General features: G+C 54.4%; 24 protein-coding genes and 1 pseudogene. 16 read left to right on the forward strand and 9 right to left on the reverse strand.

The genetic code is table 11. The features are described from left to right. Positions 1–178: 178 nt before the first annotated feature. The 6 genes from ACEPP2_RS18545 to ACEPP2_RS18570 are packed head-to-tail and all read left to right on the forward strand — an operon-like array spanning position 179 to position 4,459. Positions 179–1,024: a transporter substrate-binding domain-containing protein gene (locus ACEPP2_RS18545; RefSeq protein ID WP_395517498.1), complete on the forward strand. Its 846-nt coding sequence runs from the start codon at positions 179–181 to the stop codon at positions 1,022–1,024. A 58-nt stretch (positions 1,025–1,082) separates the two neighbouring features. Next, a complete protein-coding gene (locus ACEPP2_RS18550; RefSeq protein WP_395517499.1) occupies positions 1,083–1,745 on the forward strand; it encodes an amino acid ABC transporter permease in 663 nt (220 codons plus the stop codon). A gap of 4 nt (positions 1,746–1,749) precedes the next feature. Then, the gene (locus ACEPP2_RS18555; RefSeq protein ID WP_395517500.1) at positions 1,750–2,415 is read left to right on the forward strand and encodes an amino acid ABC transporter permease; all 666 of its coding nucleotides are present in this window, start codon (positions 1,750–1,752) and stop codon (positions 2,413–2,415) included. 13 nt (positions 2,416–2,428) lie between these two features. After that, complete coding sequence (locus tag ACEPP2_RS18560; protein ID WP_395517501.1) at positions 2,429–3,199, forward strand: amino acid ABC transporter ATP-binding protein; 771 nt, start codon at positions 2,429–2,431, stop codon at positions 3,197–3,199. A 17-nt stretch (positions 3,200–3,216) separates the two neighbouring features. Then, positions 3,217–3,606, forward strand: a complete 390-nt coding sequence (locus ACEPP2_RS18565) for a RidA family protein (RefSeq protein WP_395517502.1) — start codon at positions 3,217–3,219, stop codon at positions 3,604–3,606. Between the two features lie 49 nt (positions 3,607–3,655). Continuing rightward, the gene (locus tag ACEPP2_RS18570; protein ID WP_395517503.1) at positions 3,656–4,459 is read left to right on the forward strand and encodes an IclR family transcriptional regulator; all 804 of its coding nucleotides are present in this window, start codon (positions 3,656–3,658) and stop codon (positions 4,457–4,459) included. A gap of 168 nt (positions 4,460–4,627) precedes the next feature. Here the strand turns inward: ACEPP2_RS18570 and ACEPP2_RS18575 are convergent, their stop codons facing one another. Then, positions 4,628–5,635, reverse strand: coding sequence for a bifunctional GNAT family N-acetyltransferase/nucleoside diphosphate kinase regulator (locus tag ACEPP2_RS18575; RefSeq protein ID WP_395517504.1), 1,008 nt, complete (start codon positions 5,633–5,635; stop codon positions 4,628–4,630). Between the two features lie 1,240 nt (positions 5,636–6,875). On the opposite strand from ACEPP2_RS18575, the gene ACEPP2_RS18580 reads away from it, so the two are divergent. Continuing rightward, positions 6,876–7,196, forward strand: coding sequence for a GreA/GreB family elongation factor (locus ACEPP2_RS18580; protein ID WP_395517566.1), 321 nt, complete (start codon positions 6,876–6,878; stop codon positions 7,194–7,196). 140 nt (positions 7,197–7,336) lie between these two features. Here the strand turns inward: ACEPP2_RS18580 and ACEPP2_RS18585 are convergent, their stop codons facing one another. Beyond that, on the reverse strand, positions 7,337–7,600 hold the full coding sequence (locus ACEPP2_RS18585) for a hypothetical protein (protein WP_395517505.1): 264 nt from the start codon (positions 7,598–7,600) through the stop codon (positions 7,337–7,339). 479 nt (positions 7,601–8,079) lie between these two features. On the opposite strand from ACEPP2_RS18585, the gene ACEPP2_RS18590 reads away from it, so the two are divergent. The 4 genes from ACEPP2_RS18590 (at position 8,080) to ACEPP2_RS18605 (ending at position 11,467) form a co-directional block, all read left to right on the forward strand. Then, a complete protein-coding gene (locus ACEPP2_RS18590) occupies positions 8,080–8,850 on the forward strand; it encodes a hypothetical protein (RefSeq protein ID WP_395517506.1) in 771 nt (256 codons plus the stop codon). A gap of 757 nt (positions 8,851–9,607) precedes the next feature. Beyond that, a complete protein-coding gene (locus ACEPP2_RS18595) occupies positions 9,608–9,760 on the forward strand; it encodes a hypothetical protein (protein WP_395517507.1) in 153 nt (50 codons plus the stop codon). Between the two features lie 100 nt (positions 9,761–9,860). Then, on the forward strand, positions 9,861–11,000 hold the full coding sequence (locus ACEPP2_RS18600; protein ID WP_395517508.1) for an ImmA/IrrE family metallo-endopeptidase: 1,140 nt from the start codon (positions 9,861–9,863) through the stop codon (positions 10,998–11,000). Beyond that, the gene (locus tag ACEPP2_RS18605; RefSeq protein ID WP_395517509.1) at positions 11,000–11,467 is read left to right on the forward strand and encodes a PIN domain-containing protein; all 468 of its coding nucleotides are present in this window, start codon (positions 11,000–11,002) and stop codon (positions 11,465–11,467) included. Before ACEPP2_RS18600 ends, ACEPP2_RS18605 begins: the two co-directional genes overlap by 1 nt. Positions 11,468–11,597: 130 nt before the next feature. Here ACEPP2_RS18605 and ACEPP2_RS18610 read toward each other — a convergent pair whose 3' ends face one another. After that, positions 11,598–12,059 (reverse strand): SRPBCC domain-containing protein, encoded by a 462-nt coding sequence (locus ACEPP2_RS18610; RefSeq protein ID WP_395517510.1) that lies wholly within the window; start codon positions 12,057–12,059, stop codon positions 11,598–11,600. Beyond that, the gene (locus ACEPP2_RS18615) at positions 12,059–12,388 is read right to left on the reverse strand and encodes an ArsR/SmtB family transcription factor (RefSeq protein WP_395517511.1); all 330 of its coding nucleotides are present in this window, start codon (positions 12,386–12,388) and stop codon (positions 12,059–12,061) included. The genes ACEPP2_RS18610 and ACEPP2_RS18615 overlap by 1 nt, the downstream gene beginning before the upstream one ends. A 171-nt stretch (positions 12,389–12,559) precedes the next feature. On the opposite strand from ACEPP2_RS18615, the gene ACEPP2_RS18620 reads away from it, so the two are divergent. Continuing rightward, a complete protein-coding gene (locus tag ACEPP2_RS18620) occupies positions 12,560–13,114 on the forward strand; it encodes an alpha/beta fold hydrolase (protein ID WP_077548970.1) in 555 nt (184 codons plus the stop codon). Here ACEPP2_RS18620 and ACEPP2_RS18625 read toward each other — a convergent pair. Further along, complete coding sequence (locus ACEPP2_RS18625; RefSeq protein ID WP_268877028.1) at positions 13,091–13,504, reverse strand: winged helix-turn-helix transcriptional regulator; 414 nt, start codon at positions 13,502–13,504, stop codon at positions 13,091–13,093. The genes ACEPP2_RS18620 and ACEPP2_RS18625 overlap by 24 nt on opposite strands. 87 nt (positions 13,505–13,591) lie before the next feature. On the opposite strand from ACEPP2_RS18625, the gene ACEPP2_RS18630 reads away from it, so the two are divergent. Next, positions 13,592–14,197, forward strand: coding sequence for a DUF899 family protein (locus ACEPP2_RS18630; protein ID WP_395517512.1), 606 nt, complete (start codon positions 13,592–13,594; stop codon positions 14,195–14,197). Between the two features lie 18 nt (positions 14,198–14,215). On the opposite strand, the pseudogene ACEPP2_RS18635 reads toward ACEPP2_RS18630, so the two are convergent. After that, positions 14,216–14,398 (reverse strand): annotated as a pseudogene (locus ACEPP2_RS18635) (peptidoglycan-binding domain-containing protein); the annotation flags it as partial. A 413-nt stretch (positions 14,399–14,811) separates the two neighbouring features. Further along, positions 14,812–15,558 carry a hypothetical protein gene (locus tag ACEPP2_RS18640; RefSeq protein ID WP_395517513.1) on the reverse strand — a complete coding sequence of 249 codons (747 nt, stop codon included), beginning with the start codon at positions 15,556–15,558 and terminating at the stop codon, positions 14,812–14,814. A 1,562-nt stretch (positions 15,559–17,120) separates the two neighbouring features. On the opposite strand from ACEPP2_RS18640, the gene ACEPP2_RS18645 reads away from it, so the two are divergent. Both ACEPP2_RS18645 and ACEPP2_RS18650 read left to right on the forward strand, forming a co-directional pair. Then, positions 17,121–18,683: a replication initiation protein gene (locus ACEPP2_RS18645; protein ID WP_395517514.1), complete on the forward strand. Its 1,563-nt coding sequence runs from the start codon at positions 17,121–17,123 to the stop codon at positions 18,681–18,683. Continuing rightward, a complete protein-coding gene (locus ACEPP2_RS18650) occupies positions 18,680–19,477 on the forward strand; it encodes a hypothetical protein (protein WP_395517515.1) in 798 nt (265 codons plus the stop codon). The genes ACEPP2_RS18645 and ACEPP2_RS18650 overlap by 4 nt, the downstream gene beginning before the upstream one ends. A gap of 116 nt (positions 19,478–19,593) precedes the next feature. Here ACEPP2_RS18650 and ACEPP2_RS18655 read toward each other — a convergent pair whose 3' ends face one another. Beyond that, positions 19,594–20,007 (reverse strand): hypothetical protein, encoded by a 414-nt coding sequence (locus ACEPP2_RS18655; protein WP_395517516.1) that lies wholly within the window; start codon positions 20,005–20,007, stop codon positions 19,594–19,596. Positions 20,008–20,082: 75 nt separating this feature from the next. Between ACEPP2_RS18655 and ACEPP2_RS18660 the strand changes: the two genes are divergently transcribed. Further along, on the forward strand, positions 20,083–20,301 hold the full coding sequence (locus ACEPP2_RS18660) for a hypothetical protein (RefSeq protein WP_395517517.1): 219 nt from the start codon (positions 20,083–20,085) through the stop codon (positions 20,299–20,301). Between the two features lie 99 nt (positions 20,302–20,400). Here ACEPP2_RS18660 and ACEPP2_RS18665 read toward each other — a convergent pair whose 3' ends face one another. Then, positions 20,401–21,465, reverse strand: coding sequence for a helix-turn-helix domain-containing protein (locus tag ACEPP2_RS18665; RefSeq protein WP_395517518.1), 1,065 nt, complete (start codon positions 21,463–21,465; stop codon positions 20,401–20,403). Positions 21,466–21,483 lie beyond the last annotated feature (18 nt).

Genomic DNA, 21,483 nt, shown 5'->3' on the forward strand with positions numbered 1-21,483 from the left:
GCGTTGCGTGACGTGGGCGCGAGGGCTTTCGGCTAGTGATCTAATTCACTGCTTCTGTGAATTCCTTCTGGCTCCCTTGACAATCGGAACTCCCTGCGACTGAATGCACAAATCCAATAATACAGACATCCGTCCAGTATATTGGGCAAAAGGGTTCTATAGTTACAAGGGGAACGCGATGACTAATTCCTTGAAAACCGCTGCGCTTGCGCTGACGGCAACCACCTTCCTGGCGGCAGCGCCCGCAATGGCACAACAGACAAGCAAACTTGATGAGGTCCTTGCTCGGGGCCATCTGGTGCTTGGCACGGGCTCCACCAATGCCCCCTGGCATTTCAAGAGCGATGACGACAAGTTGCAGGGCTTCGACGTAGATATGGGCCGCATCGTCGCCAAGGCTCTATTCGGCGACCCCGACAAGATCGAATACGTCAATCAGTCGTCTGATGCTCGCATCCCGAACATCACTACCGATAAGGTCGACCTGACCTGCCAGTTCATGACCGTTACCGGGGAGCGTGCGCAGCAAGTGGCTTTCACCATCCCCTACTATCGGGAAGGCGTAGGCCTGATGCTGAAGGAAGGCGGCCAGTACGCAGACTATGAGGCTCTCAAAGCTGCCGGTTCGTCAGTCACGATCTCCGTTCTTCAGAACGTCTATGCTGAGGATATGATTCACGCGGCGCTGCCGGAGGCCAATGTCGATCAATATGATTCTGTTGACCTGATTTATCAGGCCCTGGAGTCGGGTCGTGCCGATGCCGCGGCGACGGACCAATCTTCGCTCGCCTGGTACATGACCCAGAACCCTGGTCGTTACAGGGACGCCGGCTACGGCTGGAACCCACAGACCTACGCGTGCGGCGTGAAGCGCGGTGACCAGGACTGGTTGAATTTCGTCAACACGGCGCTTCACGAAGCCATGACGGGTGTCGAGTTCAACTTCTATGCAGAGTCCTACAAGAAGTGGTTCGGCAAGGACCTTACCCCGCCGCAGATCGGCTTCCCGGTCGAATACAAGTAGCTAGTGAATGGAGCGGGATATTTAGTCCCGCTCCATGTTCTCCGGACGACGATCACCCATGGGTTACACGCTTAACTTCGCCGTGGTCTGGCGCAACTTCGACCAACTCTTGGCCGGCCTTGCGCTGAGCCTTGGTCTTGCCTTCGTCTCGATTGTGATCGGTGTCATAATTGGGCTCGTTGTGGCATTCGCGCTGACCTCCACCTATCGTGCTGCCCGGTGGCCAGCTATCGGCTATGTCACCATCATCCGAAATCTGCCGATCCTTGTACTTGTGCTATTTGCCTACTTCGCCTTACCGCAGATGGGCGTGCGACTCGGCAAGATTGAGAGTTTCGTCGCCGTATTGGCGATCTATTCTGGCGCTTATCTCGCAGAAGTGTTTCGTGCTGGGCTCCTCTCGATCCCGAAGGGTCTTCCGGAAGCGGGACTTGCGATAGGCCTGACGCCGATGCAGATCCGCACTACGATCATAATGCCGCTAATGTTTCGCAACGTCTTACCGTCGCTTTCCTCGACGATCATCTCGTTGTTCAAGGACACTTCGCTTGCCGCTGCGATTGCAGTGCCCGAACTGACATTTGAGGCCCGAAAGATCAACGTCGAGAGTTTCCGCGTCATTGAAACCTGGCTCGTTGCATCCGGCCTCTACGTGGTGACATGCACCGCACTTGCTGCACTTATGCGCATGGCCGAGCGCCGCCTAGCTGTTCCTAAGTGAGAACATGATGGACTTCTTTGCTTTCCTCGATCAGTTGTGGATCGCCCGGTACGTTATCCTGAGCGGCCTAGGTACCACCGTGTCAATCTCGCTGCTGGCCATCATCTTCGGCTCACTCGCGGGGATCTTTGTGGGCTTGGCCCTGACGTATGGGCCACTTCCGGTGCGCCTGATAGTTCGGGGGTATACGGACATTGTTCGGGGAACGCCCGTTCTCGTATTAGTTTTAGCAAGCTACTACGTCTCGTCAGCCGTGGGGCTCGATCTCGGACCTTTCTCGGCCGGAGTATTGGCGCTCGCCATCTTCTGCTCGTCACATGTGGGAGAGATTGTTCGTGGCGGACTTCAGGCCATCCCAAAGGGCCAGACGGAAGCAGCAATGGCGATCGGCCTCACCTTTACCCAGACGTTCACGAGTGTTCTTTGGCCGCAAGCATTGCGTCAGTTCCTCCCGACTTGGGTCAACACCGCTGCAGAAATGGTGAAGGCCTCAACCCTGCTTTCGGTGATTGGTGTGGCGGAACTGCTGCTGCGGACCCAGGAAATCATCTCCCGCAACTTCATGAGCCTCCAGTTCTATTTCTTTGCTGGCCTGCTCTATTTCGTCGTCAACTTCGCCATCGAGCGCTTCGGCAAACATGTCGAGCGCAAGACGGCCGTGCCGATCTGAGGAATTTGGACATATGGCAAAGACAATTCTTGAGATCTCTGGACTGCGCAAAGCCTATGGTGCCGTTGAAGTCCTGAAGGGCGTAGACACCACGGTCAAAGAGGGAGAGGTGATCTCGATCATCGGGTCGTCCGGCTCTGGCAAGACTACGATGCTACGTTGCATCAACATGCTGGAAGAATTCCAGGGCGGCACGATTAGGCTTGATGGTGAGGAGATAGGCTACACCACCTCAGGCACACAGCGTCGCCGCAGGAGCGAGAGGGAGATTGCACGCCAGCGTGCGCTAACCGGCATGGCGTTCCAGCAATTCAACCTCTTCCCCCATATGTCGGCAGCGAACAACGTCATGCTCGGCCTCATCAAGGTGAAGAAGATGTCTCGTGCGGAAGCGCGAGCCGTTGCAGAAAAATGGCTGGAGCGCGTTGGGCTCGGTGCTCGCGCAGATCACTTTCCTGGGCAGCTTTCGGGTGGACAGCAGCAACGCGTGGCGATCGCCCGTGCCATTGCGATGAATCCGCGTCTCATGCTGTTCGATGAGGTTACGTCGGCACTCGATCCGGAACTCGTGGGGGAGGTTCTGCAGGTGATCAAGGGCCTGGCAGCTGATGGCATGACCATGCTGCTCGTCACACACGAGATGCGGTTTGCCTTCGAAGTGTCCAAGCGGGTCATCTTCATGAACCAAGGCGTGATCTGCGAGGAAGGTGATCCGAAGGAAATGTTCGTCCGGCCAAAAACAGAGCGATTGGCGGAGTTTCTGAAAACTTCGAGTTTCAACTAGAATTAAGTGAGGTGGTTATGTCTATCACGCGTTATGGCGCTGGCGAATCTGGAGCCGGTAAACAGCCTTTGCCGTTCGCACGAGCGGTCGAGGCGAACGGCTGGCTCTATGTTTCCGGCCAAGTCGCTATGGAAAAGGGTGAGATCGTCGGGGGCGGCATCGTCGCTGAAAGTCGTAAAGCCATTGAGAACATGATCGCAATTCTGAGGGAAGCCGGCTATGGGCTGGAGGATGTCGTCCGTATCGGCGTGTGGCTTGATGACCCGCGCGACTTCTGGAGCTTCAACGGAGTTTATGCGGAGTACTTCGGAGAGAATCCGCCGGCACGTGCTTGTGTTCAGTCGCGCATGATGGTCGATTGCAAAGTCGAAGTCGATTGCATCGCCTATCGCGCGGATCGCGGCTGATTTCTCTGACGCGGTCTAAGACCTCGGTTTGTTTGTTTGAAGGACGCATATGCCTGAAGCCGTAGACATTGCAGCTAAACGAAGCCGTGGCCTGGACCGCGCGTTTGAAATCCTTGAGTTCCTGCGTCAAACGCGCCGACCCATGCGCCCGAATGAGATTGCATCCAGCATTGGGGCACCGCGCTCTTCGGTCTATGAACTCGTTAATTTGCTGCTACGTCACGGAATGTTGGAATACGAGGGCGGAGACGGACGAGTATTCCTTGGCCGCAAGTTGTACTTCCTTGGCACCGTGTATGCGGAACAGTTCGATCTGATGCGGGAGTGCGATCAAATGCTGGTGCGTCTTGCCGAGGAAACTCGAGAGACTGCGCAGATGTGCCTCCTTGAAGGAAATAAATACACCGTAGCGATGATGCGCGAGGGGTCACGCCCATTCCGAATTTCCTCAAGTGTCGGTGGGCTTGTTTCAATTCCTTGGACGGCGTCTGGTAGGCTCTTGCTGGCGCATCTTTCCGATCAGGAGATCATCGATTTCATTCCTGATGAGGACTTTGTGCTGCCGAACGGGCAGCGGCTCGATCCTCAGGAGTTTATTGCGCAGGTGCGCAAGGCGAGCCGAGACGGTTACTTCACTTTCAATAGTGTCGTGGAGAACTTCACCCACTGCTTTGCCGCTCCCATCTATCGGGCTGACGGCATGTGTATCGCAGCGCTTTGTCTTGTCGCGCCACGCGAGGACGGGCTTCGCAATCAGGATGACTATCTCGCAAGCTTGACCCGTGCTTCACGCGAGGTCTCCGAGAAGCTGGGCTTCCATGAAGCGCGCGGTACTCTTAGTTCTTCCGGGTAAGATGGCGCTTCTGCCGCTCAGGTATGACCCGGAAGCTGCTGCTCAAAGAGAAGGTTTCTGTGGCCCGCCGTCGCAGCCGAAGAGGTCAGCGGCTTCACCACCTCCTTACTCAGATCTTCCCCCACGTCGGCGGATATCCGCTTAAAAGAAGGCTCGCTCCAAAGCCTCCTAGAGATGGAGATCACCGGAGACTTCGGGTTGGTAGATGACCTTCTCGATCCGGATGCTGCGCGTTCGATCTGTTATCATCCAGTCTATGGCGTCGCCTTCCTGATAGCCCAGGATCGCGGTGCCGATGTCGGAGAGGATCGATAGCTTTCGAGCGTGCCTGTCGGCGTCTTGTGGATAGACAAGAGCGACTTCCTGTTTTTCGTCGTCGAGATGTAACACGACCCGAGAATTCATCGTTACAACGTCGCGGGCGATGTGCTGCGGTGCAACGACAACTGCTCTCTCGATCTCATGTTCAAGGTCAACAACTGACGCTCTCTTCTCGAAGCCGGTGAGACTCTGGAGGCGAGCCTTGTCCAGTTCGGTAACGTAGATTGCGCCAGTATTGGCCATTGTGCCTTCGCGCAGAAGGTCGAGATATCGTCCAGCGCTCAGGGTCAGTGAATTGACCGTTGGCGTTTCGCGTTGGAGATGAAAGCCGCAGCGCTCGAACCCCTTCAACGAGCGCAAGTTGTTCGGGTGGATCTTTGCAGTCACGGTTGCGGCCCGCATGTCGAGGAAAGCGAGCTTCAGGCCTTCCCGAATAGTGCTCCCGCCAAGCCCTTGCCCCCAGTCGTCATGGTCGCCAATGACCAGGACAATTTCGCAGTCTACGCCTGTCTTGATGAGACGGACAAAGCCGACCGGTCGATCGTTCCTGTCGTAGGCCATGAAGAAGCGGCCGCCCTGATTGAACAGATGGGTCAGGATCGGCATCTGAGCTCGATCGACGGCCTGCGCAATAAAACGAGACACGCTGCTTGAATCGCTTAGGTACCGTGTGACGCGCTCGTTCTCCATCCAGTTCATCAGGGTAAAGGCGTGCGTTCGGGTGATTTCTGGACGCAACGAAATAAAAGGCTTGTTCATCTTCGCTACCCTTGGTCGGAAGAATGAAAGCCTGTCACGGTAGTTGCCGTGCTGGTTCTTTCGGTCAGCTTTGGAAAATAAGGGAAGCCATAGCAAAGGCCGTTAGCGAACGCCAGCAAGGAACCACGCATGGGTGCCATCACAAAGCCCGACCTGAACCGATGGGTGCGAGCGTCTCGCGGAGTAACTCGAGAAAAGCTAACACGCTGGAGAATTCGAGTGGGAAAGTCTCTCCCTTCGCCCGTCATTGCTGTCCTCACACCAAAGTCTGGCCGCGAGGCAAAGAGCCTGACTGCTAATGAGAGTGGCACATCGTCCTGGCATTTATCCTTGTCCGCCGCTGATCGCCTTAGCAGCGAGTGGTGAGGTGTTGGGAGAAGACCTTTCACCAGCCGCGGTCATCGGAATTGGCACAATTTCGGCAGGCATACTTGTATTGGCGTTTGATAGCAGCGCTCCATCCCTCAGCGGCATCATTCTCGCCGTTGCCAATGCCTGTGTGATAGCTGCCTACACCTTCGTGGACGGCGCAGGTGCAAGAAGTTCCGGGAACCCGTTCTCATATACCTATGGATGTCGCTCCTTCCCGCTGTGATGTTGATTGGCTTCGCCGTCTGGTCACGGGGAGGTTTTCACGTCATGCAACATGTCAGGAAGCATTGGTTGAGAGGCATGCTTGGGGGCGGGAGCTCTTTGTTGGCGTATGGTGTTGCTCTCTGGGCGATAACGAAAGCGCCGGTGGCCTTGGAGGCGGCTCTAAGAGAGACATCCATGTTTTTGCGATTGTATTTTCCACGGTGCTTCTGCGCGAACCCTTCAAGCGGATAAGACTTCTGGCTGCTTGCACCATCGCGGTAGGAGCCTTCGTTTTGCGTCTGTGACGAAGGCGGCGGGGTATACTCATTTCGTTTGATCCGGAGATCGGGCGCAGCGTGAAATTGTCTTGAAGAGCGGATATGTGTTGTCGTCCGTCTCGAAGCCCCGCTTAGCATCGTGGACAGCCTCAACCAGACTGGGGTTTGATAGCGGGCGTATCGTCGTTGCCTTGACATCCGCGAGTGGCCGGGCATGATTGTCCTCATGTTGATCCGTCTAGGACATCACCTGCAGATATGTAGGACCCGTTCAGCCGCACGTTGATGGGCAGGGTTCGGCTTTCGTCGCTAGCCGGATCCTGAGAATTGCGCCGCCTAAGCGGCGATCGCGGCACCTTCAATCCTTATATTTTAACTCGGCTTCTACATGGAGGCGTCGCGCTGTCATGACGTTGAATTCTTTTCAGTTTGTAGAGCAGTTTCCTACGATTAGCTCAGAAGATTATTTAAGATTACGAATAATGTCGGATGAGGGTTCTGTGGTTTCCGCTGAACTCAAAGAGAAACTTGAAAACACGTGGGTGGTCTCAGGTGAACAACTGCCTGCCGACGCGGTCCGTATAGGTTCCGTCGTGGACTACTCCATTGACAAGGGTACGCGTCAAAGGCTCCGATTGGTGTATCCCGATGACATTTGCGCTGAGACTGGAAGGATATCCGTGCTCAGCCCGATTGGCACCGCCCTGTTAGGACTCCGCTCCGGACAGGCGGCCGAATGGTTCTCCGCTAACGGGGAGAGGTGCTGTGTTTCGATAATAGGTGTCAGCCAACATGGCTGCTGACACCTATTCCTAGTCCAGCCGATTGGTGAAGGGAAATATCCTTCTTGCTCTGGCTAAGGCGGCCGGCAAGTATGGGTCGGGATCGCCCGTTGATACTCTAGTTGGCTGAGGCACTAAAGTCCTGACGGTCGCCGAGCTTTTTAAACATCTGTTTTCTTGCAGCAGGCCATCCAATCGAAAGATCCAGTTTTCTGCTTGTATTCTGCCCCCAAGAAGCCTGCATAGCCTTCGGTGACGATTTCGCGCAGGATAGCTAGGATGTCGAATTCACCTTGATCGGGCTCAGCGCGATCAGGAAGTGAAGCGAACTGGACAACGCTGACTTCGCTGTGCCCCGGTTTAGCTGGTGAGGTCGATAGGACGGATAGCGTGAGTTTATCTTCAGTTTTGCACCAATAGAGCATGGATCTCGCGAAAATCTCCAGTTTTCTGCATCCCCCGTGGGCTCGCAATCGTCGTCCCCGCGGGCGGATAATCTGATGCAAAAACAATCCGCCGCGGTGCTCTGAAGAATGCGAGCAATGCACTTCACCGACGTACTCGGAAATGCGGAATAATGTAGCAAATGCCACCAGTCGGGTCGGGGTAATTGTCCATGCGTTTAAGAGTAGGCGCGCGTCAACACGACCAACCTATTTTGCGCCATTCTCCCGTAGACTTCTATAGAAATTCGACCGTTGTTCGTTGCCGTGTTGGAAGTGCTTTCCTCACTCGACATAGCGGTACCGTGAACATCTCGCCACTTTCGGATAGCGAACCGAGCAGGTCTCGGGTTTCGGTGGCGCGCGGTCGGCGTGGTGCGCTAAGGTTGCACGCTCCATTTGTGAAGCTTTAACGAGAGCTCAGCCAATAGGCATGTGGTATACAACTGCAAGGATTTCACATGCGAGTTGCTAAGCACCCTTTCGAGAATCGGGATATTGAAGCCGCCGTTTTCGGCAAGACATTCGGCAATCAGACGGCTGACGAGAACGATGATTTCGTGCAACCACGGGCGCGATGCAGAACGTGCAACAGCGAACTCAGCTTTGTTGCGGCCAAGACAAGGAGGATCGCCCACTTTCGTCATCGCAATGATGTTTTCTGTCCAACTAAGTATCCTGCAGGTCAGCCCTATGTGAACTTGATACCGCATGCTCCGGATGATGTGGCTGGAGCAGCGCTGCGCCAAGAGTTTAGACGGCGCTGGAAATGGCATTATGACGCGATCCAAAGGCATCTTGTACCGTTTTTGTCGACGAAGGAGTTTCTAGCACTGCTAGGCATCGCGAATGAGCATCGATCGTGGGACTACGTGGGGCTGACTCAGGAGATGATCCCGTACTGCTTGGTGTTGATGGCCGATTTCCCGCCGGGGACCGGGTACGTTCCGAAGGGCCGGGAAGGCCGGAAATTATGGTTCCGTTTCTGGTACGAACATCGGATGACAGACCTTAGAGACTTATGGATCGTGGATGGCGACCCTGTTTTGCACAGGGCTTCATTTCAGCCCCCGGCCACGAAACGCGGTCGGCCTGCTTACGAGGACCTGATCGCGGATAGAGCTCTTCATCCTTTGCCAGCAAACTTCCTGGAGGCAGACGCACCCGCGGTTCCGACCTTTGTTGTTGAGCAGGTGGATCGCTGGTTCACTAATCATCCAGAATTCGAGTAGTCCCCGGCCAATCTGCTAGCTTCACTGAAAATCTGTGCGCGATGATGGAGGTCAACACGATAGATGGGCGGTTTAGACATTACTTCTGCCCAGTAGCGTTCGTCGCATTTGTCGATGTCGGATGCAAACGCGTCCGACGCCCCGAAAACCCAAACACTGATGCCACCGGAACCCGGTGGCTCGGCGCAACCGTCGTCCGCCCACGCTTGGATACAGGATCGCTCGCGATCATCGACTCTGAAGCCGTACTCGAGATGAGCGGCGATATCTCTCTCATTTCGTGGTAGACAGAAGATGTTGAAGCGTCCATCAGAAAGACCTCCCGACCACGACAACCCCGCTGTAAGCATCCAGAACATTTCAAGGCCTCTCGTTCAGGCTAGTCTAAGAGACTAGGGGGACGGCCATGCAAGAGACAACGATGTCTTTGTGGCATTTGCCACATGAGTCTGCGAAAATGTGAGAGCATTAGTCCTACGATCGTCACAAGCGCCTTTTCTACCCATCGTAGCGATCATATTGCTCGCGGCGTGGTGCTTCTGGTCTGGAAACGAACTCAAGTGCTAGGCCCGAGCAGTAAGATAGACTTAGCTGGCGCGATTGCGTCTGGTCGTATCGGTGAGCACTCCCAATCAATGGCATGCGTCGTGTAGTGCAGGAGTGTCGTCTCCGAGCGAATTATGTTCCGGCAGGATCTCGTTAGGGTGGTGGTATTCTGATCCTGACGTGGAGGTCATCGCCCACAGATAGGTTAGCGATGAACTACGAAGCCACCGGTTACCTTCGCGCGGTTCATATCCTGCTGGGTCACACGAAGATCGAGAAGACAGTTAGGGACCTCGGCCTCGCCATAGAGGACGCTCTGGTTTTCGCAGAACGTACGAGTGTGACGGTGGGACTGCCCGTCTAATGTAAAGAGGTGCTCTCCGCTGCCGACCGGCTTGGTGCCGAGTAAGTGGTGCAATCTTTGGAGTGGAAAGAACTGCTTCTCTGCGATAGCCTGGGACGAAATGACAGAGCAGATTCCCATCAACCCCACCCTCTTGGTTTGGGCCCGCCAGCGAGCGGGGCTGAGCCGTGACGAGGCCGCGAAAAAATTCAAGCGGATCGCCGACTGGGAGGCGGGTGCGTCCGCGCCGACCTACCCGCAGCTTGAGCAGCTCTCCGACACGCTCAAGGTCCCGATCGCGGTGTTTTTCTTCCCTCATCCGCCGGACGAGCCCCCGATCAACGAGACGTTTCGTACCCTGCCTGAGGCCGAACTGGATCGCCTGCCGAGCCGGGTCCGCATGTTGATGCGCAAGGCAAAGGCCATGCAAATCAATTTGGCGGAACTCACTCAGGGTCGGAACCCGGCAGAGCGCCTTATCACGCGGGATCTACGTTTCGCTCCCAACGTCGATATAACCGAGATGGCCGCCGTCGTACGTCAATACGTCGGAGTGACCGTCCAGCAGCAACAGGCATGGCACGGTGATGATGCGGCCCTTAAGGAGTGGCGGACGGCGTTGCTGAACGTAGGCGTCTTCGTCTTCAAGGACGCGTTTCGAGTGGACGACTTCTCGGGGTTCTGCCTCTACGACGAAGAGTTCCCGGTAATCTATGTCAACAACAGCTCAACAAAGACTCGGCAAATATTTACGTACTTCCACGAGCTCGCGCACCTCATCTTCCACACCAGCGGAATCGATAAGGTTCGCGACCGATACGTTGATCGGCTCGTTGGAGATGCCCGACAGATCGAGGTTATTTGCAACAGCTTCGCTGCCCAGGTACTGCTGCCAGAAGACGCTTTCCAACACGCTATGGCCGGGAGAGAGGCCACCGTCGCGACTGCGGAGGCTCTCGCGGCCCAGTTCCACGTCAGCAGGGAGGTGATCTTTCGTCGTCTGCTAGACCAAGGAAAGGTGGCCGAGGACGAATACGATCGAGCGGTCGAACAGTGGAACGCGCAGCGCCAGATCCAACGCGCCCCGGGCGGAAATCCCTATTGGACGAAGCTCTCCTATTTGGGCCGTGAGTACGTCGCTATGGCACTGTCGCAGTACCACCAGAACAGGATCGACCAGGGTCAACTGGCAGACTTCCTCGACACAAAGCCGCGTCACGTTGGCGCTCTGGAGGAGTATTTTAGCCGGGGGGCAGCGTAATGTATGTGTTTGACACATCTCCCCTCTCAACCCTGTTCAAGAACTACTATCGACGCCGCTTCCCGACGCTGTGGGACCGTTTTGACGGGCTGGTGGCGGATGGCCAGATCATTTCCACCCGCGAGGTACGGCGCGAGTGCATGGACGGCCCTGTGGAGACCTTGAGGGACTGGGCGGGGGATCGGGAAGAATTCTTCCACATGCCCGGCGCAGCTGAGGGCGCGTTCGTGGGCCGGATATACGGGGTCGTGCACTTTCAGCAAAACATTGAGCAGCGGAAGCTGCTTAGGGGCGGGCGTAACGCCGACCCGTTCGTAATTGCGAAAGCGGCGTCGGAGGGACGAGGCGTGGTCACGATGGAGGAGTTCAAGCCGAACGGCGCAAAAATCCCGAACATCTGCCGCCACTTCGGGGTGGAGTGCTTGTCACTTGAAGAGTTCATGGAGCGCGAGCGCTGGGAGTTCTAGCGCCACTGGGCCCCAACCCTTGGACCTGCTAAATGAGCACGGCTGCGGATGCTGCGATGACAGCTTTTTCGAGTTTCCGCCCAATACCCGCCATCCCGCTTACGGCCCCAACGGAGACATTCAAGCTGGATTATTTCATGCGCACGCGACTGACATCCGCCGCCAGGAACCCCGCCAGCCCATCCAGCAAAGCGCCCCATCCATGTTCACGTCCCTCAGCGCCGTCGCTGGGAGGAATGACGCACATCTGTTCGGTATAGGTGAGCCGCGTCCCGCCACCTTCATCTTTAAACAGGATCGAGGCCAGGGAAACGGTATGAACGCGCCCATTCACGGCCATTGAATATGCGAAGACGATACGCTCGCCTTCCTTGATCTCGAAATAGCGACCTTCGCTCACGTGCTCGCCCATGGAATCGCGAAAGCCGCTGCGCTCGATGCCCCCGACCGAGAAATCCATCTCCAGCCTGGCGCTTCCAAGCCAGGCCGCCTTCTTCTCGGGAATGCTCCAGGCAGACCAGGTATGGGCCCTGCAATTGGGGTAGAGACGCTCAAGCGTGAATTGGCGATGGTGTTGTGATTGTCCGTCCATCAATTGTCCCCTTGTGACAGAAAAGACCCCAGTTGATCGAGGCGTTGCTCCCATTGCCCGCGATGCTGGGTCACCCATTCGTCTACCCATCGCAGCGCATCCGGCACCAAGATCACAAACCGCACCCGCCCTGTTTTTCGGGACCGGACCAGACCGGCCTTCTCGAGCACCTTGATGTGCTTGAGGAAAGAGGGACCAGCCATCTCGAAGGGCTGGGAAAGCTCCGAGATGGATGCCGGGCCCGTTGCCAGGCGCTCGACCACCTTCAGTCGTGTCGGATCTGAAAGTGCCGCAAAAATGGTGGGTAGATGAGGATGATAGGTAGTCATGAGGATACCTATCACATGTCAAAGACAGGCGTCAATAAAGATAGCCATGCGGCTACCCTTCCGAAGGGTGCCGCGAGCGTGTCTCAGCGACGCATAGCCGAAAAATGATCCTCAGAGCCATTGATGCCGATAGGAAAACCGCTACACTAACAATATCAGTACGGAGGCTTGATGTTGCTGAAACCGAGACTCATCCTTGTCCATGGTGCTGGGCGTGATCCAGACGACCCGGTCATCCAGCGGCTAGCCAAACCGCTGGATGACGCTCTTGAGATCATTACGCCTGATCTCAGATCAACTGAGAACGCATCGCAAACGGGATGGATGGAGCGGCTCTCTGATGATATCGGAGACGCGAAGCCGGACGACATTCTCCTTGGTCACTCCCTGGGGGGCAGTCAGCTCCTGAAATGGCTGGTGGAATGCCAGCAGCCCAATCCACCAAAAGCTTTCTTCGCCCTGGCCTGCCCCTATTGGGGGGCGGCAGAATGGGAGGCAGACGAATACACTCTCGGCCATGATGCCGCTGAGGCTCTGACGCAGATAGGCCTGCTATCGTTCTGGCACGGCACAGCCGACGCGGTGGTTCCTCATGAACACCTCAGCGACTATCAGCGAAAGCTGCCATTTGCAGAATTCAATTCGCTGACTGGCATCGACCATGATTTTGATGACCAAAGCCTGAAGGCTATCGCTCACCGACTAAGACAGGTCGCGCTCAGCTAGTCGCGACGTTTCCCGAAGGATGAAGTCGTCTCTATTGGCTGCAGCCTGCCGGGCAATATCTGCAAGCGCAGGGTCGACCTTCAGATGCTTGAGGCTCCAAACGGATATGTCCGCAAGAACTGGCAGAAGATCGATGCCTTTTTGGGTCAGTTTCAGGATCGAGCGCTGACTGTGTCCAGGATCGCTCGATCGGACCAGAATCCCCTCATCGACCAGCATCGACATTCGCTCCGCCAATGTTTTGGGTGAGATCCCTTCCTCGGACGCCTGGATTTCCCGGAAGGTCCTACGATCCGTGAACATGATGTCTCGCAGGATCAACAGCGTCCATCGATCTCCGAAGACTTCAAGACCCAAATTGATCGGGCATCCAGACTTTGGCTGTCGCACTCTGCACTCCGGTCAAAGAACCGCTTGCCTATGTAAAGCGGTATAGATAGGTTACTGGTTATTCTCCGATCCCACCATGGTTACATCATGATGCCGAACAAAGCGATTTCAAGCAGAGCAGAATGGTATGCGGCACGAGAAAGGCTCCTCGTCGATGAGAAGAGCCTCACCGACGCACGCGATGCGGTAAACGTCGCCAGACTGCGTCTTCCCAAACGGGAGTTTGTGACATCGTGCCGTTTCGAGGGGGAAGAGGGCGAGGTGTCATTCGAACGTCTCTTTGGCCGATATGATCAGCTGATCGTCTACCACTTTCTGTTTCCAAGAGACGCTGGTCCGGGACATCCGGTGTGGAGGCGCGGTGTGGACGGATGCGCCTTTGTTGCAGATCACATAGATGCGGCTCGGCTCCATCTGCTCAATCGGGGGGTCAACCTCATCTGCCTTTCGGAAGCGCCCTTCGATCAGATCGATGCTTTCAAACGCCGCATGGGTTGGAAGTTCCCATGGTATGGCGGGGTCACTGAACATTATCATGGTGAAGTGTTCTCACCCGCGGCGGAAGCGTTGCGACCTTTCCCGGGTCTCAGTGCGTACCAACGACAAGACGGTCGGGTTTTCCTCACCTATGTCACAAGTGGGCGAGGGAAACAACGCTTCAAGCGCCTCAGGATCGGCACTACCAGTAGGTGATAGACCTTTGGTTCTTTGGAATTCTCGCAGCGCTCCGGTGGATCTCTTACCCCAGATACCATCTACGACACCGGGATTGAAGCCAAGGTCCTGGAGTGCTTGCTGGATTTCGCGAGGTGACCGTTCCGCAGGTTGAGCATGCGCTGGATGCTGCAGCAACGATATCAGAACGCCCAGAAAGTATAGCTCACACAGCTTCAAAAGCAGTCACCCCAACTCCGGTTCACACTATACATGGAGTTTTTGCTTCGCCAAGGCGAGGCAACGGAGCGATCGAGGTGCCGGCTATGGTGCCAGCCACTAAGAAAAATGTGGAATTGGCATCAAGCGAATAAACACGGAACAGGCTTCTTGTTCAGAGCTCTTAAGAGTGCCAGTCGCTGCGGGTTCATCGACGCCATCAGGACGGGTCGGTGGATTTTCTGGCGTCCTCAGTCCTTCTGCCAGGCTTAGTTGGATTTAACATTTCATCGATGACCTCGTCTGCCGATGCGGTGACACCGAGATCTTCTAATCCACGGAGCAGAGCCACCGTTGATATAAGGTGGAGATTTGGCGGTCGGTTGAACACCGATGACACTGACTCCGGGGAGCAAGTGCCCTCGCATCATTCGTCAAGCCCGCCCACTTGACCCGTCGGCTCGGCCCATGGAGTCCTTCAGTGCCGACGACACCTTTTCCAGAAACCGTTCGAAGCCAATGTAAGTGAGAACGTATTGCTGAAGAGCAATACGATTAGCGAGGTCGACCGCTGGATCTCCGATCATCTCTGGATCCCCATCGATGACTTCGAACTTGCCGTCTGTGTACCTGGTAAAGACGATGGACGATTGATTCAGATAGAGCGTCTCAATTCTATCGTTTCGTTTAGGACGTCCACCTCTTGGGCATAGGGCAGCCAACACTACCGCCGGACGGTCATCAGTCGTCCGGGATGCAGCCACGTTGACACCCTCGATAGAATTCCCCGGGATATTCGCTAACTCAAGAGATTCCTGTTTGCCCATATGGACGAACAGATGTTTGGAGCAGTTTTGAGGAAGTGAAGGGATCTCGAGCGTGGGTCCAGGTTTCTCTTGGGTTATCCACGCAGATGCGTCCACCGAGAGGCCGCCGTTTCGCTCCCACGCGTCGTAGATGTCATCGTAAAGGCCTAGAAGCCCAGCTCGAAGCTCAAGATTGGATCCCACGATAGAGCCTACCTGAATCTTATAAGTATCATCAAATTTGGCCTGCGCGCGCCTCCGTTGGCGACCTTCGAGTGACTCAATGCTGGTTCCCTCCAATGACAGACGCGCAATAGTCGTCATGAGTTGGAGGCGGCATCTTTGGTATACTGCGGGCGAATAATTCTCTTCCATATCAATTCCTAGCAATGTGGATGTCAGCAATATGAATATGGTTGCCCGGAGTTTCTTGGCCGTCAATAGGGTTATGGGAGTGGAGGTTCAGGAGGAAGTTCAGGCAATGCATCGAGGTTGGTGTTCAACCTCATCGCTCAAGCGAAGTCATGGGAAGACGCAGAATTTGCCTGTCACTTAACCGTTGCCGGCATGGGGCAGATGGAAGGATGGGAGAGACTTCCCGACGGAATGTCCGAAGCCACCCTTCTTCTCCGGTATGGGTCGGAAGTGAATCATAACCCGATACTGCGTTCGCCACCCCCTAAGCAGAGACGTCTAACGAACCTCAAGTGCGGCGTGGAGATCCTTTGGTTGTGTTAGGTCACAAAGTTGTCTTTGGGACAAATTGCGTGGCTTCCCACAAAACTTGAACCCCGGTGTGGAAGATGCGGCATCCGTCTCCATGTCGATACACCCCTTGAGGATGCTGTAGGAACCGCCCGAGACCCGCCCTACCTCATCGCAATAGGACCGTGTCTTTGAGGGCAGGCTATCCCAAGAGGCCTTGAGGGAGTCGTAAGCATCCTGTTCCATGCCCAAACAACCGTTGTAGATCATCTGGGATCCCCCGCTAACTTCCGAAACAGTTCGGCAATAGCCGGGAGGGTCGTAGCGCGGGATAGTATCCGCCATGGCTGCGGTCGAAACCACCAGAAGCGTGGCGATCGTGCCGAGTGTGAGTTTCATCCTACCTGCCCCCAAATAGCCCTGTCCCATTCATTCCCGCATCGATCCGAAAAAGGCAAGCGGATGGCGTTTTAAACGACCTTGAGCGACGGACGGTGTTGGACAGGGGCTGTAGCAGCGAGGTGCGTTAATTCACGCTTTTTACCCGTTCTTAGCCGCGGTCGGGCAAAACAGACCAGCTCTTCCTTCCTTCCCTCCTCACTCCTTTCAATTTCCTGAGCATGTCAAAAAACAAGAGGAGGAGGCTTGCAGAACTTGCCCAACCGAAGGGCGGGAGCATGGAATCCTAAATCTCCTGAAGGGGAAGGTGGGATATCTGCTTGCTCTATTTATACTTATTTATATCCCCCTATCAATTTCGTTGACGCGACCAGCAAATTCAATGGTTTACGCTGAAAAACATGGCGTTTCTTCGTGGCACATTGGAACAAAATCAGCATGTCTTAATGGCACATTGGAACAAATTATAATGTCTCAGTGGCACGGTCTTAGGCCGCGCCACAGAGACATCGAACTCGACGTTGTGGCATCGAACAATTTAAGTCACGATAATTATGTCGTTGTATTTGCACGCTGTTTGCTAGGGCGCGAGGGAACGTCGAGGCCATAAAACGAGGTCGTCTGCGTTATCTTCGTGGCACGCCACATAGCGATGCCATTATAATAAGATTTTTGTATGTTTTGGTGGCGCACTCGATTCAAACGCCACGTTGAAAATACTGCTGCAATTACCGGATGTTAGGATTTCGTGGCGCTCTTGATGTAGATGCCACTAGGACTTGTTTCTTGCTTCGTCGACCTGCATAATACGAATATCAACAGAACGAGCAGAAATGCCAAAGCAAAAATCTACAACTATCAGCGCAGACAATCGCAACGGAATCCGCGCATTCAACTTCCTTGAGGAAGTGACCCGTCCCAGCGTTCCGGGAAAAGTCGACCCGTCCCCAATGGTCGATCGACCCGCATCAGTAATTGAGTCGATCAGAATAGTCGGCGACAACATTATGACCGCGCAGGATGCTGCTGCTTACCACCTCCTAATCAGCATTGCCCGTGACAAGGGCATTGAGAAGGAAAGTCATGAGATCGATCTCAAGACTATCCTGGATTTCCTCGGCACCAGAAACGTGGAGCGAGTCCTGGAAAGCTTGGAACGCATCACCCGAACTCTGGTCAGATACGATTTCACCACTGAAAACCGTAGCAAGCGTCACAGAGGGGCGATCCCCCTTATCATCGCTGACATCACTGAAGATCTGAAAGGTGGCAAATCAACGCTCACCTACTCGATCCCTGGATCCATCAGGAAGGCCTTTCTGGAAGCAAGACAATATGCCTGGTTGGAGGTCAGGCCTTATGCCCACTTTCGATGCAAATACACAGCCAGATTCTACGAAAAACTAGCTCTACGTTCGGGCATGACCAAGGACTATGGAAAGATTTGGGAGATCACTCCGATCGAGCTCGCTGAGATCCTCGACTATTCTACCGATAATTTTCATTTCGGCACTTTCGACAAGCGCTGTCTGAAACCCATTTTGGAAGATGTCCAGGAGTACGTTGACCGCTTCAATGTCTGGATGGACATCGTCTATGGCAAGGGACGAGGCAAGCCAATTGAAAAGCTGGTCTTCAACATTTCTGCCAGCAGGAAGCGCTTCGAAGAATTCAAGGCAGCCACCGTATCGAGGAAGGTTCAGAACCTGATCCAGGAGCTAAAGGATATGCCGACATACATCAATCTTGGTCGCGCAATCACCATCCTGAACCTTAATGAGGAATACCTTGTAAAGGCATGGCAGGCGGCCGTTACGGCTGCTGCAAACCCAAAAGCGATCATCGGGTTCGAGCACAATGCAGCCTACCTTCACAACTACCTTGCAAAGGGTGAGATCGAAAACGCCTTCCGCGCCTGGGTTATGAAGCACCACGCTTTGAAATCACAGCCAGAGCTGGCGTTTGGGGAATTCAATCCGAAACGGATGATCGACCACGTTCCCGCCATAAAGGAAATGCCGGAGACGCAGCTTAAGCAGCCGAAACTCAAGGCTCCGAAGAAAATTGGGGAAGAACCAGGCGAGGGATATAGGCCATCGGCAAAGGTTGGGATGGAGGTCCCGAAGCTTGATGCTACTGTTACCGAGGTGATCTTTTGCGTCTCCGAGGACGTGGGGCACCACGAGCTCAATGAAGAGGTCGTCGCATCGATCCTCAGACATCGCTTTACGGGCGAGAAGAAGGTGCCCGTTTTCGTCCGGCACTTTATCGGAGAGGGAGCAGTCCAAGCGCTCGAAATCGGAAAATTCAAAGTCTCCGAAGCCGACGTTGAACGCCTCCTCCGAGCCAACGCCCCGTATCTTATTGATGGCGGTGAAGTGGAGATCGTACGATGACCGTTCTGAACCGTGCAATTTTGTTTAGCTATGCCCACTATGTTCCAAATGAGGAACTCAAAGAGCACGTTAAAATTTTGAGGGAAGAAGCCGCCAAGCATGAGGGGAGAAACGGACTCGTTCCTGTTGTGATGGAGATTCGAAATGGGGGCCTAGAAAGTCAGTCCTATTTCGCACCGCTGAGTTTTCAACTGCCCTTTGACATCTTTCTGCTCCGTCCAGTTTGGGACAAAATGACCGAGGTCTCTGATACTGAGCAGCCGTCCTCCATGACTTACGAAAAACAGTTGGATGTCTCGAACAAGAGAGAACCAACACCGCGACCCACGATTCCACGCCAGGAACCGATACCATATTATGATCCTGCCCTGTTGCCTGATCATCTTACCTATGTCGGAACAGACGAATTCAGGAAAGAAGCCTACGACTTTTATAAGGCGACGACCTACGTACCCATGCGCAATCAGCTGTCCGACAGCAAATGGATCGAAAAGCGTTTCGTCATCCAACTTGCAGAAAGTTGGCCTCTTGTTGCTCGGCTAGATGAAGATTTGGACGGCGCAATCTCCAACGTCTTTCGCAAGTTGGCAGCCACGCCAAATCTACCATTCTGGCGCTCGGTCTGTGTTGCAATCGAGCGAGGAAGTGTACCCTCAGTCGTGAAGATGTCCCAGATGACCATGTTGTATTCTGGCGAGAGCAAGAAACTCACCGACATCGATAACTCTGATCGATATGCGCAAATTGCGGCTGTTAACTCTCATGACGCATGCATGCTGGATGACGTTGAATAGCCCGAACACTGACGGGTAAGGTCAGCTCAGTCGGGGTCTCTCTTGGGAGACGGTGGCTTGCTGCTGTTCCTTAGGTATTTGGAACTCGAATGACGTTTCTCGCTGCCCGGACTGCGTCAAGCGGGCAGTGTGCGCTCGTATGGAACGCCGAGCCTTTGATTGCGCATTTCGAGGTGTCTTCCGACGGTTACTTCGACCTTCACCGGATCCTTGCTGGCACGGTAGTCTTTTACGAATTCGGGCTTCATCGCTTTCACATCACCAAAGGCTGTCAAACTGTTGCCAACCTCGACGGAAAACATGCCTTTCGCCTGGGGAGGGAAATATTGGATTGAGGATTCCTTGAGGAGATTCAGGCCGTCTGAATTTGGGCCCCTCTGCTGCTCAAGGAAGCTATAGGCATCTTCCCGCGCTTTGATGATTTCAGCTTTGGTCAGAGAGACCTCGGACCCCGGAAATTTCATCTGGATCCGCCTATTGGCCTTCCTGACCTGCCAATCTACTACACTGTCCGGCTCCCAATCCGCCATGCCTCCACCTCCTTATAGGTTTTACTTGAAACCCACCATTGTGAATACTATAGCTGTCGGCGCAAAAATAAAGAAATGAAATCCGGTGGCTATGGCTCACAGGTGATGAATAAATTGAAACCGGAGCCTGAAAGGCAGGCGTTTACGCTGTCAGACGCGCCAGCGGACGACATCGATAATTTGCGGGTGGGATTTCAGCGGATCCTGGATGAAGCCGGAGCCTTGGGCGCTACAGAAATTGACGAAGCCATGCCGTCAGCAGATGACTCGGATCGCGAAAAAGCGGCACAGTGAATAGTGAAGGCCGCCTCGCACCATTACCCGGTGATCGACCGTGGGTTAGGGATCCCGTCTGCCTCACCCTCTTCTCAATTCTCTAAAACAGCGTCAGGGCTATTCTGACTTCTCCTCAGCCAGTCGAGCGTCAACTTTAGCCGCTGTTTTTTGCCGTCTGCCCTTCACCGCGGCACCCAACTCATCTGTCGATTGAAATGCTTTGGCAGTGCGCCTTTTGTCTGCCTTCTGCGGCTTTGGTCTCTTATAAACTGGAGCCCGCCCTTTCGATTTTGGATTTGCAATGAACCGTTCAATCATCGCTGTCGTGGCACCAAGGGTTCTGGCAATGTCATAGGGCGTGATGTTTTTTGCTCGCAACGTGTTGACGTGCTGCATCTGACTATCAGTCAACTCAGTTTCCAGCAGATAGCGTGAGACGGTTGGCTGGCTAACACCAACCATGGTTGCTACAGATGCTTGCCGGATACCTTTATTAGTGAGCTCGATGATCCGCTGGGCCTGCTCGTCAGTAAGAGATCTCGGTCGCCCGGGTTTCTTGGATCTATCCTCGGAAATGGCACGGATCACTCCCGCCCGGGTCCGGGCACCTGCCAGCTCGCTTTCGTTTCTAGCGATACGACGAAGCCAGGCCATATGAATGGAGTCTGGCGCTACTTCGAATGCATGGAGGTCGAGATCATTATAATTTTCAGGAAGTGCGCTACCATCGTCTTCGTCTTCATTAATAAAAAATGTCTTTATGCGACGAGCGTGAAGAAACTGGAGTACGTCGTATAGGTTTCGCGTATCTGGACATCCTATATTTGATGTCGAATAGAAATAAAGGCTCGATCCTTCAGGGATCGCAAGCAACCATTCCTCCATCTTCTGGCGGGTGTGAATGCCTCGCTTTCTTTTAGCTTGCGATGGATTTTCTCGGACTTCCCACAGCAGGATCCGGCCCGGAACTGGCAGGTCATACTCCACAAGAAGATTTTCGGGAGGAACTATCTCATGAAATGGACGGATCAGACCCTCATCGACAGCAGGATCATTAAATCCGGTTGTCCGAAAATAGCCGTAGTGAGATTTCGGTCTCTTTGGCCTCAGCACGATACCTTTTTTCTTCGGCTCAGCCCGCTCGTCCCCGGTCTCTTTAGCCTTTGTCGACTTAACCATCATCGCACTTCTTTCGCGTTA

The organism is Pseudorhizobium flavum, assembly GCF_044142885.1.
Taxonomy (GTDB): Bacteria; Pseudomonadota; Alphaproteobacteria; order Rhizobiales; family Rhizobiaceae; genus Neorhizobium; species Neorhizobium flavum.

Bases quoted from the DNA above. Each gene is read 5' to 3' on its own strand.
- ACEPP2_RS18580 (WP_395517566.1), top strand. From the start codon at position 6,876: ATGTCGGATGAGGGTTCTGTGGTTTCCGCTGAACTCAAAGAGAAACTT.
- ACEPP2_RS18620 (WP_077548970.1), top strand. From the start codon at position 12,560: ATGTTGCTGAAACCGAGACTCATCCTTGTCCATGGTGCTGGGCGTGAT.
- ACEPP2_RS18645 (WP_395517514.1), top strand. From the start codon at position 17,121: ATGCCAAAGCAAAAATCTACAACTATCAGCGCAGACAATCGCAACGGA.
- ACEPP2_RS18555 (WP_395517500.1), top strand. From the start codon at position 1,750: ATGATGGACTTCTTTGCTTTCCTCGATCAGTTGTGGATCGCCCGGTAC.
- ACEPP2_RS18605 (WP_395517509.1), top strand. From the start codon at position 11,000: ATGTATGTGTTTGACACATCTCCCCTCTCAACCCTGTTCAAGAACTAC.
- ACEPP2_RS18655 (WP_395517516.1), bottom strand. From the start codon at position 20,007: ATGGCGGATTGGGAGCCGGACAGTGTAGTAGATTGGCAGGTCAGGAAG.
- ACEPP2_RS18570 (WP_395517503.1), top strand. From the start codon at position 3,656: ATGCCTGAAGCCGTAGACATTGCAGCTAAACGAAGCCGTGGCCTGGAC.
- ACEPP2_RS18585 (WP_395517505.1), bottom strand. From the start codon at position 7,600: ATGCTCTATTGGTGCAAAACTGAAGATAAACTCACGCTATCCGTCCTA.
- ACEPP2_RS18545 (WP_395517498.1), top strand. From the start codon at position 179: ATGACTAATTCCTTGAAAACCGCTGCGCTTGCGCTGACGGCAACCACC.
- ACEPP2_RS18590 (WP_395517506.1), top strand. From the start codon at position 8,080: ATGCGAGTTGCTAAGCACCCTTTCGAGAATCGGGATATTGAAGCCGCC.
- ACEPP2_RS18565 (WP_395517502.1), top strand. From the start codon at position 3,217: ATGTCTATCACGCGTTATGGCGCTGGCGAATCTGGAGCCGGTAAACAG.
- ACEPP2_RS18630 (WP_395517512.1), top strand. From the start codon at position 13,592: ATGATGCCGAACAAAGCGATTTCAAGCAGAGCAGAATGGTATGCGGCA.
- ACEPP2_RS18660 (WP_395517517.1), top strand. From the start codon at position 20,083: ATGAAATCCGGTGGCTATGGCTCACAGGTGATGAATAAATTGAAACCG.
- ACEPP2_RS18650 (WP_395517515.1), top strand. From the start codon at position 18,680: ATGACCGTTCTGAACCGTGCAATTTTGTTTAGCTATGCCCACTATGTT.
- ACEPP2_RS18600 (WP_395517508.1), top strand. From the start codon at position 9,861: ATGACAGAGCAGATTCCCATCAACCCCACCCTCTTGGTTTGGGCCCGC.
- ACEPP2_RS18610 (WP_395517510.1), bottom strand. From the start codon at position 12,059: ATGGACGGACAATCACAACACCATCGCCAATTCACGCTTGAGCGTCTC.
- ACEPP2_RS18560 (WP_395517501.1), top strand. From the start codon at position 2,429: ATGGCAAAGACAATTCTTGAGATCTCTGGACTGCGCAAAGCCTATGGT.
- ACEPP2_RS18550 (WP_395517499.1), top strand. From the start codon at position 1,083: ATGGGTTACACGCTTAACTTCGCCGTGGTCTGGCGCAACTTCGACCAA.
- ACEPP2_RS18595 (WP_395517507.1), top strand. From the start codon at position 9,608: ATGAACTACGAAGCCACCGGTTACCTTCGCGCGGTTCATATCCTGCTG.
- ACEPP2_RS18615 (WP_395517511.1), bottom strand. From the start codon at position 12,388: ATGACTACCTATCATCCTCATCTACCCACCATTTTTGCGGCACTTTCA.
- ACEPP2_RS18640 (WP_395517513.1), bottom strand. From the start codon at position 15,558: ATGGAAGAGAATTATTCGCCCGCAGTATACCAAAGATGCCGCCTCCAA.
- ACEPP2_RS18665 (WP_395517518.1), bottom strand. From the start codon at position 21,465: ATGATGGTTAAGTCGACAAAGGCTAAAGAGACCGGGGACGAGCGGGCT.